The sequence below is a fragment of the Streptomyces sp. W16 genome (assembly GCF_033194735.1).
GTDB lineage: Bacteria > Actinomycetota > Actinomycetes > Streptomycetales > Streptomycetaceae > Streptomyces.
Genome location: NZ_JAWOAI010000055.1, coordinates 1 through 18537, shown reverse-complemented (window position 1 = coordinate 18537; position 18537 = coordinate 1). Strand labels below are relative to the sequence as shown.

At 68.1% G+C, this 18537-nt stretch carries 12 protein-coding genes and 1 pseudogene; 7 read left to right on the top strand and 6 right to left on the bottom strand.

Annotated elements, in window-relative coordinates:
* Nucleotides 1-558: 558 nt before the first annotated feature.
* Complete coding sequence (locus R6V09_RS10310; protein ID WP_317881055.1) at nucleotides 559-912, top strand: hypothetical protein; 354 nt, start codon at nucleotides 559-561, stop codon at nucleotides 910-912.
* Nucleotides 913-1391: 479 nt separating this feature from the next.
* Complete coding sequence (locus tag R6V09_RS10305; protein WP_317881054.1) at nucleotides 1392-2597, top strand: pyridoxal phosphate-dependent aminotransferase; 1206 nt, start codon at nucleotides 1392-1394, stop codon at nucleotides 2595-2597.
* A 40-nt stretch (nucleotides 2598-2637) separates the two neighbouring features.
* Here the strand turns inward: R6V09_RS10305 and R6V09_RS10300 are convergent, their stop codons facing one another.
* Nucleotides 2638-3438, bottom strand: a complete 801-nt coding sequence (locus tag R6V09_RS10300; RefSeq protein WP_317881053.1) for a hypothetical protein — start codon at nucleotides 3436-3438, stop codon at nucleotides 2638-2640.
* A 334-nt stretch (nucleotides 3439-3772) separates the two neighbouring features.
* On the opposite strand from R6V09_RS10300, the gene R6V09_RS10295 reads away from it, so the two are divergent.
* Genes R6V09_RS10295 through R6V09_RS10280 form a run of 4 tightly spaced genes read left to right on the top strand, consistent with a single transcriptional unit; the run spans nucleotide 3773 to nucleotide 12062 of the window.
* Nucleotides 3773-5944, top strand: coding sequence for a hypothetical protein (locus tag R6V09_RS10295; RefSeq protein WP_317881052.1), 2172 nt, complete (start codon nucleotides 3773-3775; stop codon nucleotides 5942-5944).
* 54 nt (nucleotides 5945-5998) lie between these two features.
* Nucleotides 5999-7636 (top strand): class I SAM-dependent DNA methyltransferase, encoded by a 1638-nt coding sequence (locus R6V09_RS10290; RefSeq protein WP_317881051.1) that lies wholly within the window; start codon nucleotides 5999-6001, stop codon nucleotides 7634-7636.
* Nucleotides 7633-8805 (top strand): restriction endonuclease subunit S, encoded by a 1173-nt coding sequence (locus R6V09_RS10285; protein ID WP_317881050.1) that lies wholly within the window; start codon nucleotides 7633-7635, stop codon nucleotides 8803-8805. Before R6V09_RS10290 ends, R6V09_RS10285 begins: the two co-directional genes overlap by 4 nt.
* Nucleotides 8802-12062 (top strand): type I restriction endonuclease subunit R, encoded by a 3261-nt coding sequence (locus tag R6V09_RS10280; protein WP_317881049.1) that lies wholly within the window; start codon nucleotides 8802-8804, stop codon nucleotides 12060-12062. Before R6V09_RS10285 ends, R6V09_RS10280 begins: the two co-directional genes overlap by 4 nt.
* Nucleotides 12063-12102: 40 nt before the next feature.
* Here R6V09_RS10280 and R6V09_RS10275 read toward each other — a convergent pair whose 3' ends face one another.
* The 5 genes and pseudogenes from R6V09_RS10275 to R6V09_RS54575 all read right to left on the bottom strand — a co-directional run bounded on the left by R6V09_RS10275 (nucleotide 12103) and on the right by R6V09_RS54575 (nucleotide 15338).
* The gene (locus R6V09_RS10275; protein WP_317881048.1) at nucleotides 12103-12492 is read right to left on the bottom strand and encodes a toxin-antitoxin system, toxin component, PIN family protein; all 390 of its coding nucleotides are present in this window, start codon (nucleotides 12490-12492) and stop codon (nucleotides 12103-12105) included.
* On the bottom strand, nucleotides 12482-13138 hold the full coding sequence (locus tag R6V09_RS10270) for a DUF433 domain-containing protein (protein WP_317881047.1): 657 nt from the start codon (nucleotides 13136-13138) through the stop codon (nucleotides 12482-12484). The genes R6V09_RS10275 and R6V09_RS10270 overlap by 11 nt, the downstream gene beginning before the upstream one ends.
* Nucleotides 13139-13223: 85 nt before the next feature.
* A complete protein-coding gene (locus R6V09_RS10265; RefSeq protein WP_317881046.1) occupies nucleotides 13224-14114 on the bottom strand; it encodes a hypothetical protein in 891 nt (296 codons plus the stop codon).
* 296 nt (nucleotides 14115-14410) lie between these two features.
* The gene (locus R6V09_RS10260) at nucleotides 14411-14533 is read right to left on the bottom strand and encodes a DUF397 domain-containing protein (RefSeq protein ID WP_442810010.1); all 123 of its coding nucleotides are present in this window, start codon (nucleotides 14531-14533) and stop codon (nucleotides 14411-14413) included.
* Nucleotides 14490-15338, bottom strand: a pseudogene (locus R6V09_RS54575) (helix-turn-helix domain-containing protein). The gene R6V09_RS10260 and the pseudogene R6V09_RS54575 overlap by 44 nt, the downstream one beginning before the upstream one ends.
* Before the next feature lie 555 nt (nucleotides 15339-15893).
* Between R6V09_RS54575 and R6V09_RS10240 the strand changes: the two are divergent.
* Nucleotides 15894-18377: an AAA family ATPase gene (locus R6V09_RS10240; protein WP_317881045.1), complete on the top strand. Its 2484-nt coding sequence runs from the start codon at nucleotides 15894-15896 to the stop codon at nucleotides 18375-18377.
* Nucleotides 18378-18537: the final 160 nt, after the last annotated feature.

Below are 18537 nucleotides of genomic sequence, written 5' to 3'. Positions count from 1 at the left end.
CTCGTACTTGCCGTTCTCATCCGCTTCCGGGGGGGGATGAGGCCCGCGACCGCCAGGGCGAGCTTCCACTCCTTGCCGTTGAAGTTGCTCCGCCACACCATGCCTCCTGATGTTGCAGCCACCGCCGGCAGGCGTTGAAGAGGCCACCCCCGCCCGGGCGGGGGTGGCCTCTTCGGCTCTTCAGGAGGGTCTCGGTACACGTGCCCCTCCCCCCTGAAGAGCCGTAGTGAGCAAAGTCAGAGCGGGGCGACCCCAACGGTGCTCGCCCCCCGTCTGCGCCTGGAAGACCCCAGAGCGGGCTTTCCAGGGCGACGCGGCATCAACCCCCCGACGGTTGGGCGCCGCGCGCAGCGAGCTGCCAAGGGCCCCGCGACCGGAGGTGGTCTCTTCGGCTTCCCACACTCGGGCTGTTCAGGACAAAGGGACGGTCCCGGATCAGGTGACGCCCGCCCGGTCCCTGCCACACTGATGGCACCGAGTTCAAGGGGGACGATGCAAATGAACTCAGGACCTGGCGGAGGCAACCAGCCCTCTTCGGCAGTAAATCTCAGTCGCGACATGAAGGTCGCGAAGAACCAATGGCGTCGAGGCATGGTCGCCTACGGCATCACCTATTACACGACCCGGGTGGTCTTGATCGTCGCATCAGCAATCGTGGCATCCGGCCGCAATCTGGCCGACAGTCCGTTCCATAACCTGTGGTACTACGTTCCGGCGCTGTCCCTCCTCGTAGCCATCGTCACGGCTCTCGACACTTGGCTGAAGCCTCAACAGAAGTGGCAGGGTTTCATGGAGTCCCGCGATGCGCTCGCTGATTTGTTCGTCAGGATCGATGGGGGGTTGCCGCTTGATGAGGCCAGGGAGCGGTTTTTTCAGCTTCGTCAGCGTCACCGCGAGGTGAACGTGTTCTGACAGTTCGGCAAGTGGCACCTTGCCGAGTCGCACCACACAACCTGGCGGCCGACGCGCGAGCGCAGCGAGCCGCCCAAGGGATGCGCGGCCGTAGGCCGCTCCTTCTCGCTCTCCCCCGCGACAGACCGACAGTCGGACGTGTCACGGCCCGACCCGATAGCGATCCGGCAGCGCCTCTCCCAGAGGCGCCGTACGGCCCGTTTCCGGTGCCTGCCCACATGCCCCGCTAGCCGCTAACGTACTGGTCACCAGCGGTTTGGCCGCTAGCAGTGCCACTATCGTTAGCACCTCTTGCCGCTATCGATAGCGGCAGGTCGGACCCCCGGGGCCGGGCCGTCTGTGGGCCGTCCGACAGCGGCCAACGACGACAGACGACAGTTGCCGACCACTCTCGCCCCGCTCAGAGGCGGTGCGTGGGGTGTCGTCGCAGGTCCCAACCCCTGAACGTAAGTTGAGGAACTCCAGAGCTTGGGCGCAGGATGACGGGCATGACCTCCAGCGCACGCCCCCTCCTCAACCGCCAGCTCGCCGAGTTCGGGACGACGATCTTCGCCGAGATGTCCGCCCTGGCCGTGAAGACCGGGTCGATCAACCTCGGCCAGGGTTTCCCCGACACGGACGGCCCCGAGGAGATCCGCGAGGCGGCGGTCCGCGCGCTGCGCGACGGACGCGGCAACCAGTACCCGCCGGGCCCCGGCGTCCCCGAACTCCGCACCGCGATCACCGCCCACCAGGAGCGCCGCTACGGCCTGTCCTACGACCCCGACGCCGAGGTCCTGGTCACGGCGGGCGCGACGGAGGCGATCGCCGCGGCGCTGCTGGCCCTGGTGGAACCGGGCGACGAGGTCATCGCCTTCGAGCCGTACTACGACTCCTACGCCGCCTGCATCGCGATGGCGGGCGGCACGCGGGTCCCGGTCACCCTGCGCCCCTCCGAAGGGCGCTTCCGCCTCGACCTCGACGAACTGCGCGCCGCCGTCACCGACCGCACCCGCCTCCTCCTGATCAACACCCCGCACAACCCGACCGGCACCGTCCTCACCCGCGAGGAACTCACCGCCATCGCCGAATTCGCCGTAGAACGCGATCTGTTGGTGATCACGGACGAGGTGTACGAGCACCTGGTCTTCGACGCGGCCGAGCACATCCCGCTGGCGACGTTCCCGGGGATGCGGGAGCGGACGGTGTCGATCGGCTCGGCGGGCAAGACGTTCTCGTTCACCGGCTGGAAGGTGGGCTGGGTGACGGGAACCCCGGACCTGGTCACGGCCGTACGCTCGGCGAAGCAGTTCCTCACGTACGTGGCGTCGGGCCCCTTCCAGTACGCGGTCGCGGAAGCGCTCTCCCTCCCCGACTCCTACTTCGACGCCTTCCGCGCGGACATGCTGGCCAAGCGGGACGTCCTGGCGACGGGTCTGACGCAGGCCGGCTTCGAGGTCTTCCGCCCGGCCGGCACGTACTTCATCACCACCGACATCCGCCCCCTCGGCCCCGAGCTCTCCAAGAACGGCGACGGCTTCGCCTTCTGCCGCGCGCTGCCCGAGCGCGCCGGGGTCGTCGCCATCCCGAACGCGGTCTTCTACGACCACCGGGAGGCGGGGGCGCCGTTCGTGCGGTTCGCGTTCTGCAAGAAGACCAGCGTGCTGGAGGAAGCTGCGGCCCGGCTCAAAGCACTTGGGAACTGACGGCCAGGGCGACGTCGCCGAGGGCGGGAAGGCGCGCAGGTCACTCGGCCTTGGGCGACCTCAGCCATGACTCGAAGTCGCTCAGGTGCTCGCCCATGGCTCCAAGAGACATCGGTGACGACTCGTATTGGGCTGAGAGGTTGACCTCGTACAGCTTGTAGGCGGGTTCGGTCTCCCGTGCCGCCGCGCACGCTTCCGCCAGTGCCCGAACCGCGCGCTTACGGTCGCCGGCTTCCACCGCCTCCACCAGATCGGGCCACAGCGTGTCGCCGATGTGGTCGACGAGCTCCTCGACATGGGCCGCCGCCCGGCGGGCACGGTCCTTGATCGCTTCCCGCTCGGCTTCGGCACGGTGCTCGGCACGGTGAGAGTCCCGTTCGTCAGAATCCGCCCAGGTATCGTCGTCCCAGATTTCCTCCCAGCGCTGGTCCGCCCGTGCCAGGTCTGCCTTGAAGTCCCGGTCCAGGTCCTCCTGTGTGAGGCGTGGATGCTCACCGGCGTCGCTCTTCTCGAACGCCGAAAGCGGCAGAGTGAAATCAGGCACGGGTTCATCATCGCGAAGTGCGGTGAGCAGCAGCACGGCGTCGATCGCGGGAAGGACCTCCTCCACGTCCACCATTCCTCGCAGGGATGCGACGGACTGCTCGACGGCCGCGTAGTCGTACTCGGCGATCTGGTTGTCGAGATCGCCGTGCAGTTCGAGGACGGCGCCGCCGATCGTCTCGATCTCGTCCATGCGCGCCGCAATCTCCGTGTCGAGACGCTCCACGATCTGCCGCAGCATTCGGACGTCCTTGACCTCATCCTCCAGCTCAGTTACGGCTCTGGCCAGCTCACCCATTCGGTCCCCCTCTGTCTCAGCTGTCGCCAACCTCCCCTGCAGGCAGGGTAGTTACGAAGGCTGCGCGATCCGCTGCCATCCGGCCACGGGCAGACCGCCCCCGTGGCTCATGTTGACGGCGTTTGTCGCGCTATCGGCGCCACAGGCACAAGAATGAACTGATAACCGGCATTATCAACTACACGCATGCGCTGAAATCTGGATCGGCGTATCGTCCTGTGACGACGGGTGAAAACCGCAGAGGAAGAGCCGACGACGTGCGGCATGGGCGGCCGACCCGCCGACCGGAGCAGGCGATACGCGACAAGAGATGGACGGGGAAAGGGTGCACATCGTGGTCACTGACGCGTCGGACACGACACCGACTTCCCCGGTACCCCTCCTGGTGTCCATGTCCGAGATCGCCGCTTTCGCACGAGTGAAGCGCCCCGTCGTGTCGACCTGGCGTCGACGCCACCCGGACTTCCCCGCTGCCTCGTCCGAGAACTCGGCAAGGCCGCTGTTCGACGGTGCGCAGGTGGCCGAGTGGTTGATCGGGTCCGGCCTGGGAAACGCCAACCCGACTGAACTCCGGTCCGAGCTGGCTCTGTTCGGCATCATCGCGCTCCGGGAGCGATTCACTCCGTGGCAGCTTGTCGAGACCCTGGGAAGCCTTCTGTGCCTGCGCCGCCTCGACCGTGGCCGACCGCTGACCAGCGCCACGAGCGGTCTGCTCAGCGATGCGGAAGCGGACGAGACTCTGTGGTCCGCCGTGCTGCGTCGCGCCGAACGGATCGACGCGGAGGACGATTTCGTCCTCCGGGAACTCCGCTCCCTCGACGCCACCGCGGCCCCGCTCGCCCGCCTCGCCGAGGACCTGGTCGAGGCCGCCTACGACGAGCGCGGCGCCTACGAGTGGCTGCTCGCCGCCCGTTCCCGGCTCGGCCTGGACTCTCTCGCCGCCGACGCCGTCGCCCCCGAGTTGCGCCGCCTGCTCACCCAGCTCACCGACCTCCGCGTCCGGCTGGAGCACGGCGAGTCCCTCACCCTCGCCGACCCGCACGCCCGCGCCGGCGACCTGCTCGTCGCGCTCCTCGACGACGCTGAGAACCGCGAGACCGTCAAGGCCCTGGCTGCCGACCCCGACGAGCGGCTGGCCCGCATCACCCGCCGCCGTTTCCTCCTCGCCGGGGTCGCCGAACTCGACCTCGATGTCCAGACGGGCCCCGACCTGGAGGAACGCCTGGCGGACCCGGATCTCATCGTCACCCAGCTTCCGTACCGCCCCGGCGAGGACCGTTCCGTGGTCGCAGCCCTGGCGCAGGTCGAGCGCATCGCCGATCTCCTCCGCCCCGGCTGCACGGCCCTCGTCCTGGGCCCGGCGGCCGCGCTCGTGGACGAACTCAAGGACACCGAGGCGTCCCAGCTCCGCTCGACCCTCCTGCGCGGCAACGTCGTCGAGTCGGTCATCGCGCTCCCCGGCGGCGTCCTGCCCTTCCGCCCTGGTTACCGCCCCGCACTGTGGACGCTCACCCGTGATCCCGTCCCCGCGGCGGAGGGCAAGGTCCTACTGGCCGACATCAGCTCTGAGCAGCTCACGGCGGATGTGCGCGTGCGGCTGGCCGAGGACGTCCTTCTTTTTCGGACGGAAGGTTTCGAGGCGCTCGACGGCCACGAACCGCGCTACGGCCGCGTGGTCCCCGTCGCCGTCCTGGACCGGGCCTTCGGCGGTCCGCTGACCCCGCCCGCGCCGCCCGCCGCAGCAATCTGGTCCGACACGGTCAAGGAACGCCCCGCCCTGATCGCCGAGGCGGAGGCGCGCCTGGAGCGCGCAACGGCGGACACCCTCACGTACGACAACGAGCAGGGCCCGTACCGAGGAGGCGTTCTGCGCCGGGACGGACTCCTTCCCCCGCGCACCACCCTCGGCAAACTGACCGCAGGACGCAGGGTGACCCGGCTCCCCGGCCACCGCATCGACGACCGGCACCTCACGGCGGAGGGCCACCACACCGTCCTCGGCCCCGAGGAGATCATGGGCGAACGGCCCCTGGGCGAGCGCCGCGTCGACCGGCTGGTCCTGGCCACCGAGTACGACCGGGTGGCGCTCACCGAACCTGACGACATCGTCTACACCCTCACGCCCCGCCTCGGCCTGTACATCGACTACGACGGATTCTCGGTGGTCGCCTTCCCGGCCCGCGTCCTCCGGGTCAATCCCGACGCGACCCGCCCGTTGACTCCGCGCGTCCTGGCGGCCCTGCTCGGCGCAGCCCGAGGTACTGCTCGCAGCCCCAGCGCGGTACGCCCCGCCCGCCGTATCGAGGACTACCAGCTCCCCGACCTCGACCCGGGCGAGGTACGCCGCTTCGACGCTCTACTGGCGGAGACCGAACACCGTGAACGCCTGTTGCGCGCGCAGTCCGACACACTCGCCGAAGCCCGCAACCTGACCATCGCGGGCCTGGCGGACGGCACACTCACGCTCACCGATCCGCCGCCCACCAGACGCGCCAACCGCACATAGCCCGCCACCCACGCCCAACTACGCCCACCCTCCGATCAGTTGGAAGAAGGAACGATGCCACCCCGCAAGCGAGCCGCGGCAGCCGCCGGACAGGGCGAACTGCTCAGTGTCTCCAGTACCAAGGAGATCCAGGACATCCTGTGGAAGGCCGCGGACAAGCTCCGCGGTTCCATGGACGCCGCCCAGTACAAGGAGTTCGTGCTCGGCCTGGTCTTCCTGAAGTACGTCTCCGACGCCTTCGCCGAACGCCGCGAGGAGTTGGCGGCCGACCCCGAGTTGGCCCAGATCCCGGAGCACCGCCGCGCGGCCTTCCTGGAGGAGAAGGACGAATACACGGAGAAGAACGTCTTCTGGGTGCCACCGACCGCCCGTTGGGACCACATCTCCGAGAACGCGGCCAGCGCGGAGGGCGGCGTCGGCGCACTCCTGGACACGGCCATGGACGAGGTGATGAAGGCCAACAAGGCCCTCACCGGCGTCCTCCCCAAAATCTTCAACCGCGACAACGTCGACCAGAAGCGCCTGAAGGAACTGGTCGACCTGATCAGCGACGCGCGCTTCACCGGTCACGGCGACCGCCCGGCCCAGGACGTGCTGGGCGAGACCTACGAGTACTTCCTTGGTCGCTTCGCGAGGGCGGAGGGCAAGCTCGCCGGCGAGTTCTACACGCCCGCGAGCGTGGTCCGCCTGCTCGTCGAGGTGCTGGAGCCGTACGAAGGGCGGGTGTACGACCCGGCATGCGGCTCGGGCGGCATGTTCGTGCAGAGCGGCAAGTTCGTCGAGAAGCGGCGCGGCAAGGACCACACGCACGACATCGCGGTCTACGGCCAGGAGGCCAACGAGCGCACCTGGCGCCTGGCCAAGATGAACCTCGCCATCCACGGCATGGACCCGAAGGGCGTCGGCGACCGCTGGGGCGACACCTTCGCCGAGGACAAACTGCCCGACCTCAAAGCCGACTTCGTGATGGCCAACCCGCCGTTCAACATGTCGGACTGGGCGAGGAAGACGGACGATCGGCGATGGAGGTACGGGGTCCCGCCGCAGTCGAACGCCAACTATGCGTGGCTCCAGCACATCGTCTCGAAGCTGGGCGACCGGGGCAGCGCAGGCGTGGTCCTGTCCAACGGGTCCATGTCGTCGAAGCAGTCGGGCGAGGGCGAGATCCGGGCGGCGATGCTCGAAGCGGACATCGTGTCCTGCATGATCGCGCTGCCAGGCAATCTTTTCCGTACTACGGCGATCCCGGCCTGCCTGTGGTTCCTGACGAAGGACAAATCCGCACAGAACGCGATGGCGTTGGAGGACCGGCGGAGCCAGGTGCTGTTCATCGACGCACGGGCAATGGGCACGATGGTCGACCGCACCGAGCGGGTCCTCACGGAGGAGGACCTGGAGAAGATCTCCGACACGTACCACGCATGGCGGGGCACGGAGTCGGCGAAGAACAAGGGGCTTTCGTACGAGGACGTGCCGGGTTACTGCTACAGCGCGACGCTGGAGGAGATCGAGAAGCACGACTATGTGCTGACGCCAGGGCGGTATGTGGGTGCGACGGAGGTCACGGAAGACCCGGACGCGGAGCCGGTAGAGGAACGGACCGCGCGGCTGACCAAGCAACTGTTCGAGCATCTGGATGAGTCGGCTCGGTTGGATGCGGTGGTGCGGGAGCAGTTGGGGAGGCTGGGTTGAGCAACTGGGAGACGATGACGATCGGACAGCTCGGACGCGTCGTCACAGGGGCGACACCACGAACAGGTGACAACAGGGCATGGGGGGACCAGGTTGACTTCGTCACCCCCACGGAGATGAGCTACTCAGACCGCGCGCCCTCTGGATGCCGACAGCTCTCCGAAGATGGCCTGAATACGATGCGGCGAAGGCTCGTACCGGCAGGGTCTGTACTGTTCGCCTGTATCGGATTCTCCACCGGCAAAGTGGCCCGCACCTCCCGTCCCGCTGTCACAAATCAGCAGATTAATACGCTGATCCCTGATTCCTCAGTTGTCGACTCAGGGTTCGCCTACTACATGCTGCGGTATCGCGCGGTAGACATTCGGAGAATCGCCAGCGGTTCAACTACACCGATCGTAAATAAATCGACGTTCGCGGCATTTTCTATTTCCGTCCCCGGACTGCCGGAGCAGGCGTCGATCGCAGAGGTCCTTGGTGGACTGGACGACAAGATTGCGATCAACGAACGCATCACATCCACCGCCGAAAATCTCTGTCGGGCTATCTTTTCGGATCAGTCATGGGCCGTACGTACGAGCGTTGAGGGGATCGCGACCTTGCGCAAGGAGCAAGTTACGCCAGCAACTCTGACCGAGTTGAACGTAGCCCATTACAGCCTGCCCGCGTTCGACTCGGGCGCAATGCCGGAGATCGCTGAGCCTCGATCCATCAAGAGCGCAAAGTATCTGATTCGTCAACCATCGGTTCTTTTTTCGAAATTGAATCCCGAGATCCCTCGGGTGTGGAATGTTTCCCCGGATCAGGGAATTTCAGCCCTCGCATCCACCGAGTTCCTTGTGCTGGAGCCGCGAAACGGAGTGAGCACGGCCGAACTATGGGCGGTCCTATCTCAACCTGGGCTGCTTGGCGGCCTCGTCGCCAAAGTGACCGGTACCTCCAAGAGCCATCAGCGAGTGCAACCATCTGAGGTAATGAATTCTGCTGTCGTTGACCCGCGTGAACTTGGGGACACACGAGGGCATGTACGGGCATTGGTTGATCGTGCCATGCAAGCACGCAGGGAGTCCCGCGTCCTAGCCACGCTCCGCGACGCCCTACTTCCCCAACTGATGTCCGGCAAGCTCCGCATCCGAGACGCCGAGAGAATCGTGGAGGACACCGTATGACCACCGAAAGCGGCAGCGAGCACATTCCCGCTCACCTCGACGCCAAAATGACCGAGTCCACCTGGGAGCACCTAGCCCTCGACGAACTCGGTCAACTCGCCTGGGAGATCAAGCCCGGCAAGGACCTCGCCCCCGGCACCGGCCACCGCCGTGACTGGGACGACCTGATCCTCCACGACGAACTCCAGCTGGCCATCGAGAAGCTGAACCCGGACCTGACCTCAGCCGCCGTCCACGAAGCGCTCGTCATCGCCACCGACCCCGCCTCCCGAGAGGCGTATCCCGAGAACCGGCAGGCGCACGAGCACCTCACCGCCGGCGTCCGGCTGGCGTACACCGACGAGTTCGGCGCCGAGCAGACGCCGACCGTCCGGCTCGTCGACTTCACCGACCCCGGCGCGAACAGCTTCCTCGCCGCCAACCAGGTCACCGCCCGGGAGACCGACGGCAGTCACCGCCGCTTCGACATCGTGCTGTACGTCAACGGCCTGCCGCTGGCCGTCGTAGAGCTGAAGAGCGCCTCCGACGAGAACGCGACCCTCAAGTCCGCGCACGCCCAACTCCAGACGTACGTCTCGGAGTTCCCGATCGCGTTCCGCTACAACGTCCTCTGTCTCGTCTCGGACGGCATAACCGCCAAGTACGGCACCGTCTTCACGCCGTACGAACACTTCGCGCCCTGGAACGTCGACGACGAGGGCTTGCGCGTCGACACCAACGAGCCCGGATACGACGGCCTCGACGCGCTGAACCTGGCCCTCCACGGCGTGTTCACGCAGGACCGGTTCCTCTCCCTCACCCGCAGCTTCGTCAACTTCCCCCCGCCCAAGCCTGGCGAGCCCCTCTCCGGCAAGCGGATCGCGAAGCCGCACCAGTACTTCGCGGTCAACAAGGCGGTGGACGCGGTCGTCGAGGCGTCACGCGAGAGCGGGCAGGCCGGCGTCGTCTGGCACACGCAGGGTGCGGGCAAGTCGGAGGAGATGGTGGAGACGGCCGCGCTCGTCTCCCGCCACCCGGCGCTGAACAACCCCACCATCGTCGTCATCACCGACCGCAACGACCTCGACGACCAGCTCTACGACACCTTCCAGGACAGCAGGACGCTACTCGGCCAGGAACCCCTCCAGGTCAACACCCGTGAAGAGCTGCGGACCGAGCTGAAGAGCCGCAACGTCGGCGGGATCGTCTTCACCACCCTCCAGAAGTTCGGCCTGAGCAAGGAGGAGAAGGACGCCGGCAAGTCGCACCCCCTCCTCTCCGAGCGCCGGAACATTCTCGTCATCGTCGACGAGGCGCACCGCTCGCACTACGACAGCCTCGACGGGTATGCCCGCCATCTGCGCGACGCCCTCCCGTACGCCACCCTGCTCGCCTTCACCGGCACGCCGATCTCCAAGGCCGAGGCCGACACCCGTGCCGTCTTCGGGGAGTACATCGACGTCTACGACCTGAAGCGCGCCGTCGACGACGGGGCTACGGTCCGCGTGTTCCACGAGCCGCGTGTCATAGAGCTCGACCTGATCAAGGATGTCGACCCGGACAAGCTCGACGAGCAGGCCAACACCCTGACCGAGGGCATGGACGACGCCGAACGCCGCCGCGCCATCAAGTTCGCCACGGCGATGAACACCGTCTATGGCGCCCCCCACCGGATAGCGACCCTCGCCGACGACCTGATCGCCCACTGGGAGGAGCGCCGGGAACTCGTCAAGCCGGACCTCGGCGGCCCCGGCAAGGCGATGGTCGTCTGCTCCACCCGCGAGATCTGCGTGCGGCTCTTCGACGCGCTCGCCGAGCGGCGGAAGGGCTGGGTGAGCAAGGAAGCCAAGCAGGGTGTCATGAAGATCGTTTTTCACAGTGATCCCTCCGACGAGAAGCACCTGCGCGAGCACGCCCTACGGCCGTCACAGCAGAAGATCATCCAGGCCCGCGCCAAGGACCCGGACGACGAACTTGAGTTGCTCATCGTCCACTCCATGCTTCTCACCGGCTACGATGCACCGCCCATCCACACCCTGTACATGGACCGCCCGATGCAGGGCGCCAACCTGATGCAGGCCCTGGCTCGCGTCAACCGCCGCTTCCGGGGCAAACAGGACGGCCTCCTCGTCGGCTACGCGCCCCTGACCGACAGCCTCACCAAGGCCATGCGCGAGTACTCGGACCAGGACCGCGAGGACCAGACGCTGGGCGCGGACATCGAGCGTGCCATCACCGAGGTCAAGAACGAGCTGTCGACCATCAAGGGGCTGCTGGCCGGGAGCCGCTGGAGGAAGTGGCTGGCCGACACGGGCCGTCCCGACGCCCGCATCCGCGCCCTGCGATTGACCGCCGACTTCCTGCTGGATCCGAAGAACCTGGGCAACAAGGTCGAGCCCGGCGCCAAACCGCTCTCCGTCCGCTTCAAGGACAGCGCCGCCCGGCTTGATCGCTTCTACCGCGTCTGCGCGATGAGCCGCGAGATCTCCGAACGCTGCGAGGACCTGGACGACTGGCGTCGTGACATCGCCTTCTTCAGCGAGGTCCGGGCCTGGATGATCAAGATCGACGCAGCCCGGCGCGAGGCGAGCGGGGAGCCGCTCAGCGCCGAGGTCCAGCGCTACCTCCAGGCCCTGGCCGCCTCGGTGGTCGACGCCGACGAGATCACCGACCTGTACGCGGAGGCCGGGATCGGCCGGCTGGACATCACCCGCATCAACGAGGCGCAGTTGCGCAAGCTGGCGAACTCCGAGACCCCGCACCTGGTCACCGAGGCGCTGCGCCGCCTGATCCAGCAGAAGATGCGCGAGGTGACAAAGCACAACGTCGTCCGGAACGAGAGTTTCTCCAAGCGCCTCGACGACCTGATGAAGCGGTACATGCTCCAGCAGCTCACCAGCGCGCAGGTCATCGCCGAACTGGCCGCCCTGGCAAGGGAGGTGTCGGCGGAGGCTCGCCGCGGCGAGAAGTTCGACCCGCCGCTCAGCCACGCCGAGCTGGCCTTCTACGACGCGGTCGCGCACCGCGACATGGCCGAGGCGATGGAGGGCGGCGACGACACCCTTGCCAAGATCGCCCGTGCCCTCGTCAAGGACATCCAGAAGAACCTCTCCGTCGACTGGCTCTCCCGCGAGCCCGTCCGGGCGAAGCTGCGCACCCGCATCCGCCGCGTGCTGGCGATGTTCGACTACCCGCCGGAGGAGGAGCGCGAGGCGATCGATCTCGTCCTCAAGCAGATGGAGATCGTGGCCGCGCTGTGGGCGCCCGCGGCGAAGTAGCTTGGGCCGTGGGCGGGCTGTCCCGAGGGGCACCCGCCCATCAGGGCGGCCAGGTGCGCTCAATCCGGTCGTGCCGCAGTGCGTACGCCGCCGGGCCACCTTTCTCGACGGCCCGGTGGATCGCGTCACGGCGTGCGACGAGCCGCTCGACCATCTCTGCGCTGCGGAGCTGCTGGTTGTCCAGGTAGAACAGCACCGCCTCGCGCTCCAGGACAGGCCTGATCTCCAGGTCCCGGGTCTTGATCCGCCCGTCCTTCGACAGGGGGATCCATGACCGGTCGAGGCCGTGAGTGATCCACTCCTCGTCAGGAACGTCCTGTCCGTCGTCCGGGAAGACGTCCCCGATGCGGTGAACAGCCCACCCGCAGGCTCTCAGCCCCTCGGCGACACGGCGGCCGAGATTCCGGTCGAGGAAGAACTCAGGCGGCAAGGTGCACCACTGCCTGGCAGAGCGCGTCCACCTGCTCAGGCGTCATGTCGTAGTCGTACGCGATGTCCTCGACGCTCTCCCCGGCCTCCCACAGGTCGGTGATGGCCTGGACCGTGACGCGGTTGGCAGCCACCACGGGGAGACCGTGGCCGAACCTCGGATCGATCACGACGGGGACGGAGTCCGGGTACTGCCTCAGTCGCAGGCTGGAGGGGAAGTCGTCGCCCGGTTCCCAGGTGAGGTAGCGGAGATAGTCGGAGACCACTTCCTGGATGGGGACCTGGCCGTCGCGGGCTCTGCGGAGATCCCCCCAACCGTGCTCGATGAAGATGTCCACGCCGTCTGTGGCAATCCGCTTGGACACGAGGCCGTAGGGGGTGTCGAAGGCGTCCCGGACAGCGGCAGCCGCCTCCCTGATCTCGCTCATGCGGAGTCCCAGGGAACGCAGAGAACGAAGGACGTGAGCCTCGGCCACCGCGATGAACGGTACCGAAGGCTGCCCCTTGCGTACCGGCTCGACCTGGTGGACCAGTGGCGCTCCGGCGGCCCTGCCCTTCAGCCACGACGTGAGAGTCGACTGCGGGATCTCAAGGTAGGAGGCCGTTTCCGTGGGCGTCAGAAGCCCGTCCTGGAACCTGTCGACCATGCCCCACCTCCTCTTGGCGCTGAGTTTCGCATCGTCGCACATCAAGCCTCCCACCTGCGGGTGGACCGCACACCCAGTCATTGGCTCAGCCGGCCGCACGGAGTTGGTCCCGGGATCGGCAGTCCCGGCAGCGGCCGGGTTCCGCCGCACGGATTCCCCGGTCGCAGCCATCGCAGTTCCGCATGGGCACGACCGCCGGTCGTACGGAGGGTTCCGCGCCGCCGACCGGTGCGGGCAGGGCAAGCGGAGTCTCCTTGAGCCGGTGGGCGAGGATGCCGGCCGGGCGGGTCAGGAAGTGGTCCGGGAGCCGTGCGGTGAGGTGGTCCGTGATGTGTGTGGGCAGGAGGCCTGCCGCGAGCCACCGGGTGACGGCCGGGGCAAGGCGGGCGGCTTCCTGCGCGGACAGGACGAGGCGGGGGTCGACCCGGCGCAGTGCGGCGAGTACGGCGACGGCCTGCGGGTCGGCTTCGGCGAGCGGGATCGGTGCCTCCGCCTCGGCATGCACGGACGCGGCCACCATTTCCTCCGCAGGTGCGGACGCGGGTGTGACCGCAGCGGCGGCCTGTTTCCGGGGCCGACGCGGCTCCGGCGGCTCGGGAAATTCGTCCGGGTCCGGGTCCGGAGCGCCGCCGGGGACGTCGTAGAAGTACGTCCGGATACGGACCTCCCCGGAGGGCGTTCGCTCGCGGCGGCGCTCCAGGTATCCGGCTGCTTCGAGTTCCCTGAGCGCCCGCGAGATCAGGATCTCGCCCTCGGTGAAGTGCTCGCACAAGGCAGTGATGGTCACGGACGAGCCATCAGGCAGTGAGGAGATGTACGCCGCGACGCCGACTGTGACCGCGCTGCCGCGTCGCTGGGCGAGGGCGTTGGAGATCACGGTGAAGTCGGCCGTGAGGCGGGTGCGTACGTGAATCACGCCGGAGGTCGGAGCTCCGGCGTCGGCGCACAGGCGCGCGTTAGACTGCGGGTCAGCCATCGGGAAGGTGCTACTTCCTGGTTGGTCAGGCCCTCGATCGGGACGGGAATCCCGGCCGGGGGCCATTTCTATTTGCGGTTGTTGGGGCGAACGTAACCGTCCGTATCCCACCCCTGCAAGCCGGTCACTCGAACGGGTGACGCGGGCTTCGCGGCCGGGGAGGGTGGGCGGGCGGGTAGTTCTTTCCCCCGGTTCTTTGGGGAGGTCAGTGGCCTGCCGGACCCTCGCGGACAAGGGCCCGGTGAGCCCACAAGACGGAAGGCAGCCAGGACCCGGCCGCCTCAGGGACGGTGGTGTCAGGCCTTCCACTCGCCTATGAAGGCGGCCCAGGAGGCGGTTTCGAAGCACAGAGCCGGGCCGTGCGGGGCCTTGCTGTCACGGACCGGGACGACGGCCCGGAACCCGTCGGCCACCTCCACGCAATCGCCCCCCTCTTGATTGCTGTAGCTGCTCTTGCGCCAGGCGGCGCCGTCCAGTTCGGGAAGGGACCTTCGCTCCGCGGTGGTTGTCCTCGATCAGGGATCGGATCATGTCGAGTGACATGAGCGGGGGCAGGGCCGCCGCCCGCAGCCGATCGAAGGTCAGCGCGAAACCGAGCCGTCCGGCATGGTGAGCACCGTGAGCGAGTCCCCATGACATCGTGCTCGCCCTGATCGAACAGCAGCACCTGTACAGTGATACGAGGCTCCGTCATGGTCCTTAGCAAGCGCACCAGTTGCTCCAGCATCACCACTCGGCCACCGACCGGGCGCCTGAGCACCGCCTCGTCGAGGACCACCCGCAGTTCGGGCCGATCGGGCGCACCGAATCGCCCCTGTCGTCCCATGCGAAGGGCGAGCCGCTCTTCCAACTGCTCTTCGCTGCCAAGAGTTCGACCGACTCTCAGCAGCGCCCGCGCGTAGTCCTGCGTCTGCAACAGGCCCGGCACCACATGCGCCGCGTACTCACGGATGGCCACCGCGTGCGCCGAGTACTCCATGAACTTCCGCGACCAGTCCGGAAACGCCTCCCGGTAGACACACGGCCACAGGTCGGTCAACAGTCGTCCGCGCCGAGGGCCACGTCCAGCACACGCGTCAGCTCCGGCGTCGGCCTCGCTCCGGAAGCCCGCTCGATCTGCGTGATCCGCGAGCTCACCACATGCGCCTTGACACCGAGTTCGACCTGGGTCAGTCCGGCCACGATACGGAGCCTGCGCACCCGCGAGCCGAACAGCGCCGCCATCGACACGCTGGGGTCAACTCCGTTGACCAAAGCGTCACTTACGTTCCTTACGGGACGAAAAGTAAGGCTGTGTCACCTGTCGAGCGTAGGGCGACCGGACGACTCTTGAGGACGGAACATGACGACTCGCGTACATCGCGGTACACCTCAGCTCGACGGACAAGGACGGACCAGCCGTGCCGACAGGAACGGCCACTGCGGGAGGCGAGTCGCGTGAACTCCCCTCATACGCAGAGCAGTTCGTCTCCTCGCCGCAAGGTGCGCAACCCGCCCGACACCTCGCCGTCCGGCACATGGAGGAGTGGGGCCACCCGCCGACGTCGTACCCCGAGGGTGAGTCAGGTCGAGGACTGTTCCTGGTGGGCGTCCTGGCCGTGCGCTGGGCGTCGGCCCGTGGGCAAGACGGTGTGGGCGGAGGTGCCAATCGAAACGGCAATCATGCTTGATATAACAAAATCTCGATAACCTGGGTTATCGCCAAAATATTGGAAGTAGCGAGTTCTCTGTCTCTAGCGTCTGTCCTGTCACACAGACCACGGGAGAGCGGAGAGCGCCATGACGGAACACCCCGAGCAGAACGCGACCTCGGAGAACATCGCAGAGCAGGCCGGGCAGGCCACCGGCAGCGGCGAACCCTCGACGCTCACCCGGCTGACCGGCCGCCTCGAAGCGTCCGCCCTCGCCGAGGCGACCAAGGAGATGCTTCGTGAGGCGCTGGGCGGCGCGTCCGAAGTCGACGCGGACGCGCCCGCCGGCCCGCACCCGGACCACCGGGTGTTCCTCGAATCCATCAGCGTCAGCGGCTTTCGAGGGATCGGCCGCACGGCGCGGCTGCCGTTGACCGCGAAGCCCGGCGTCACCCTGGTCGTCGGGCGCAACGGTTCGGGGAAGTCCAGCTTCGCCGAGGCGGCCGAGACCGCGTTCACCGGCCGCACCGCCCGCCTCGACAAGCAGCGCGGCGAGGTGTGGCGCCGGCACTGGCGCAACCTGCACGACGGGGCCGACCCGAAGGCCGAGGTCCGCCTGACCATCGCGGGCGACACCCGGCCGTCCACGCTGACCTGCACGTGGCCGGGCGACGACGTCACCGCTCCCGAGGTCGAGTTCAGGCGGCCGGGTCACGGTCGGCGGCCCTTCGCGGCCGTCGGCTGGGAGCGGGCGCTGAACGACTACCGGCCCTTCCTGTCGTACTCCGATCTCGACAAGGTCGTCACCGGCAGGCCCAGCGAGCTGTACGACTCGATCGCCACCATCCTCGGGCTCGGCGAGCTGACGGCCGCGGACGAGCGGCTCCAGGCCGTCGAGAAGGCGCTCAACTCCGCGGTGAAGACGGCCGAGGCGGAACTGCCCGCACTCGTCGAGACGCTGTCCTCGCTGGACGATCCCCGGGCGGGACGCGCGCTCGCGGCCGTCAGCGGGGCGGGCACTCCCGACTTCGACGAGCTGGACGGCCTCGTGACCGGACTGCCCGACGCGGACGACGACCGTCTGAGGGAGCTGCGCGCGACCATGGAACTGGCCGGTCCTGACCTCGACTCGGTCGGCGCGGCCGTGGACCGCCTGCGCGAGGCCGTCGCCGTACTCGACGATGTACGAGCCTCGGGTGCCGAGGACGCCCACCAGCGCGCCGAACTGCTGGACAGGGCCCTGGACCACAGCCGTCGGCACGCGGACGAGGACAACTGCCCGGTGTGCGGGTCGGTCCGGGCGCTCGACGAGGCATGGGCCGCGCGGGCCGCCGAACAGGTGGCGGCCCTGCGCGGGGAGGCCGCCGCCGCGCAGGAGGCCCGCACGGAAGTGCGGGACGCAGTGGACGCCATCCGCTACCTCGTCACGCGGGTCCCCGCGTGGCTGCCCGCCCCGCTGGTCGTTCCGTGGGAGGAGTGGGCGGCCTGCCGGGCGATCGACGACGCCGAGCGGCTCGCCGCCCGCGCCGAGACTGCCGCGCTCGTTCTCGCCGATGCCTGCGCGGCCCTGTGGGAGGAGGCCGCGCGGGAGTTGGAGAAGCTCGACGAGCAGTGGCGGCGCTGCGTCACCCGCCTCGCCTCCTGGCTCGACCGGGCCCGGACCGCGCACGCCGGCAAGCCCCGGCTTCGTCAGGTCAGGGCAGCCCGCAAGTGGCTCAAGGAGGCGTGCGCCGAATTGCGCGAGGAACGGCTGCGGCCCTTCGAGGACTACTCTCAGCGGACCTGGGAGGAACTGCGCCAGCAGAGCAACGTCGACCTGCGCACCGTACGCCTGTCCGGCGGCGAGAAGGCCGCCGTGCGCAAGCTCGTGATGGACGTGTCCGTGGACGGCGCGGAGGCCGCCGCGCTGGGCGTCATGAGCCAGGGCGAGCTGCACTCCCTCGCGCTCTCGCTCTTCCTGCCGCGTGCCGCCGCGCCGGACAGCCCCTTCGGGTTCGTCGTCATCGACGACCCCGTGCAGTCCATGGACCCCGCGAAGGTGCACGGTCTCGCCAGGGTCCTCCACGACCTCGGCGGGACCCGCCAGGTCGTGGTCTTCACCCACGACACGAGGCTCCAGCGGGCCTTCACCAACCAGGAACTCCCGGTGACGGTCCTGGAGGTGGAGCGGGAGGCGCGTTCGGCGGTGACCGTGCGCCGGGTGACCGATCCGGTCGGCCAGGCGCTGAACGACGCACGCGCCCTCGCCCGTACGCCGAACCTCCCGCCGGTCGCCATGACCCATGTACTGCCCGGCCTCTGCCGTACCGTCCTGGAGCGGGCCTTCTCCGAGGCCGCGTGGTTGCGGCTGCACCGCGCCGGACTGACCGAGCACGAGGCGGAGAAGACCTTTGGTGCCGCGGTCACTCTGATGGACATCGCCGCTCTGGGGCTCTTCGGAGACGCGTCCAGGACGGGAGACGTCTACCGCGAGCTGCGCAAGCGATGTGGTCCCGGGGCAGTGAGCCTCGTCCGGCAGTGCCAGGAGGGCTCGCATCCGTCCGGTACCTCGATGCCCGACCCCCGCCGGTTCGTGGACGACATCAAGGCCGTCGCCCAGACCGTGCGCAAGCCGGAGGAGACCACCCCGTGAACGCGACGATCCGTCAACTGCTCGACACCGCGGATCTGCTCATCGAGGACAACGGTGGTAGGGGAACCACCGGTCCCGGCACGGGCGGGACCGGTGGTGCGGGGGCCGACGCGTCCGTACCCTCCGCGCTCACCGCCACCGCGGCGAGCCGGTGCCGCGG

What these genes read in the sequence shown, in the direction of transcription:
- R6V09_RS10310 (WP_317881055.1), top strand. Translation starts at nt 559, where the DNA reads ATGAAGGTCGCGAAGAACCAATGGCGTCGAGGCATGGTCGCCTACGGC.
- R6V09_RS10305 (WP_317881054.1), top strand. Translation starts at nt 1,392, where the DNA reads ATGACGGGCATGACCTCCAGCGCACGCCCCCTCCTCAACCGCCAGCTC.
- R6V09_RS10300 (WP_317881053.1), bottom strand. Translation starts at nt 3,438, where the DNA reads ATGGGTGAGCTGGCCAGAGCCGTAACTGAGCTGGAGGATGAGGTCAAG.
- R6V09_RS10290 (WP_317881051.1), top strand. Translation starts at nt 5,999, where the DNA reads ATGCCACCCCGCAAGCGAGCCGCGGCAGCCGCCGGACAGGGCGAACTG.
- R6V09_RS10280 (WP_317881049.1), top strand. Translation starts at nt 8,802, where the DNA reads ATGACCACCGAAAGCGGCAGCGAGCACATTCCCGCTCACCTCGACGCC.
- R6V09_RS10270 (WP_317881047.1), bottom strand. Translation starts at nt 13,138, where the DNA reads ATGGTCGACAGGTTCCAGGACGGGCTTCTGACGCCCACGGAAACGGCC.
- R6V09_RS10265 (WP_317881046.1), bottom strand. Translation starts at nt 14,114, where the DNA reads ATGGCTGACCCGCAGTCTAACGCGCGCCTGTGCGCCGACGCCGGAGCT.
- R6V09_RS10240 (WP_317881045.1), top strand. Translation starts at nt 15,894, where the DNA reads ATGACGGAACACCCCGAGCAGAACGCGACCTCGGAGAACATCGCAGAG.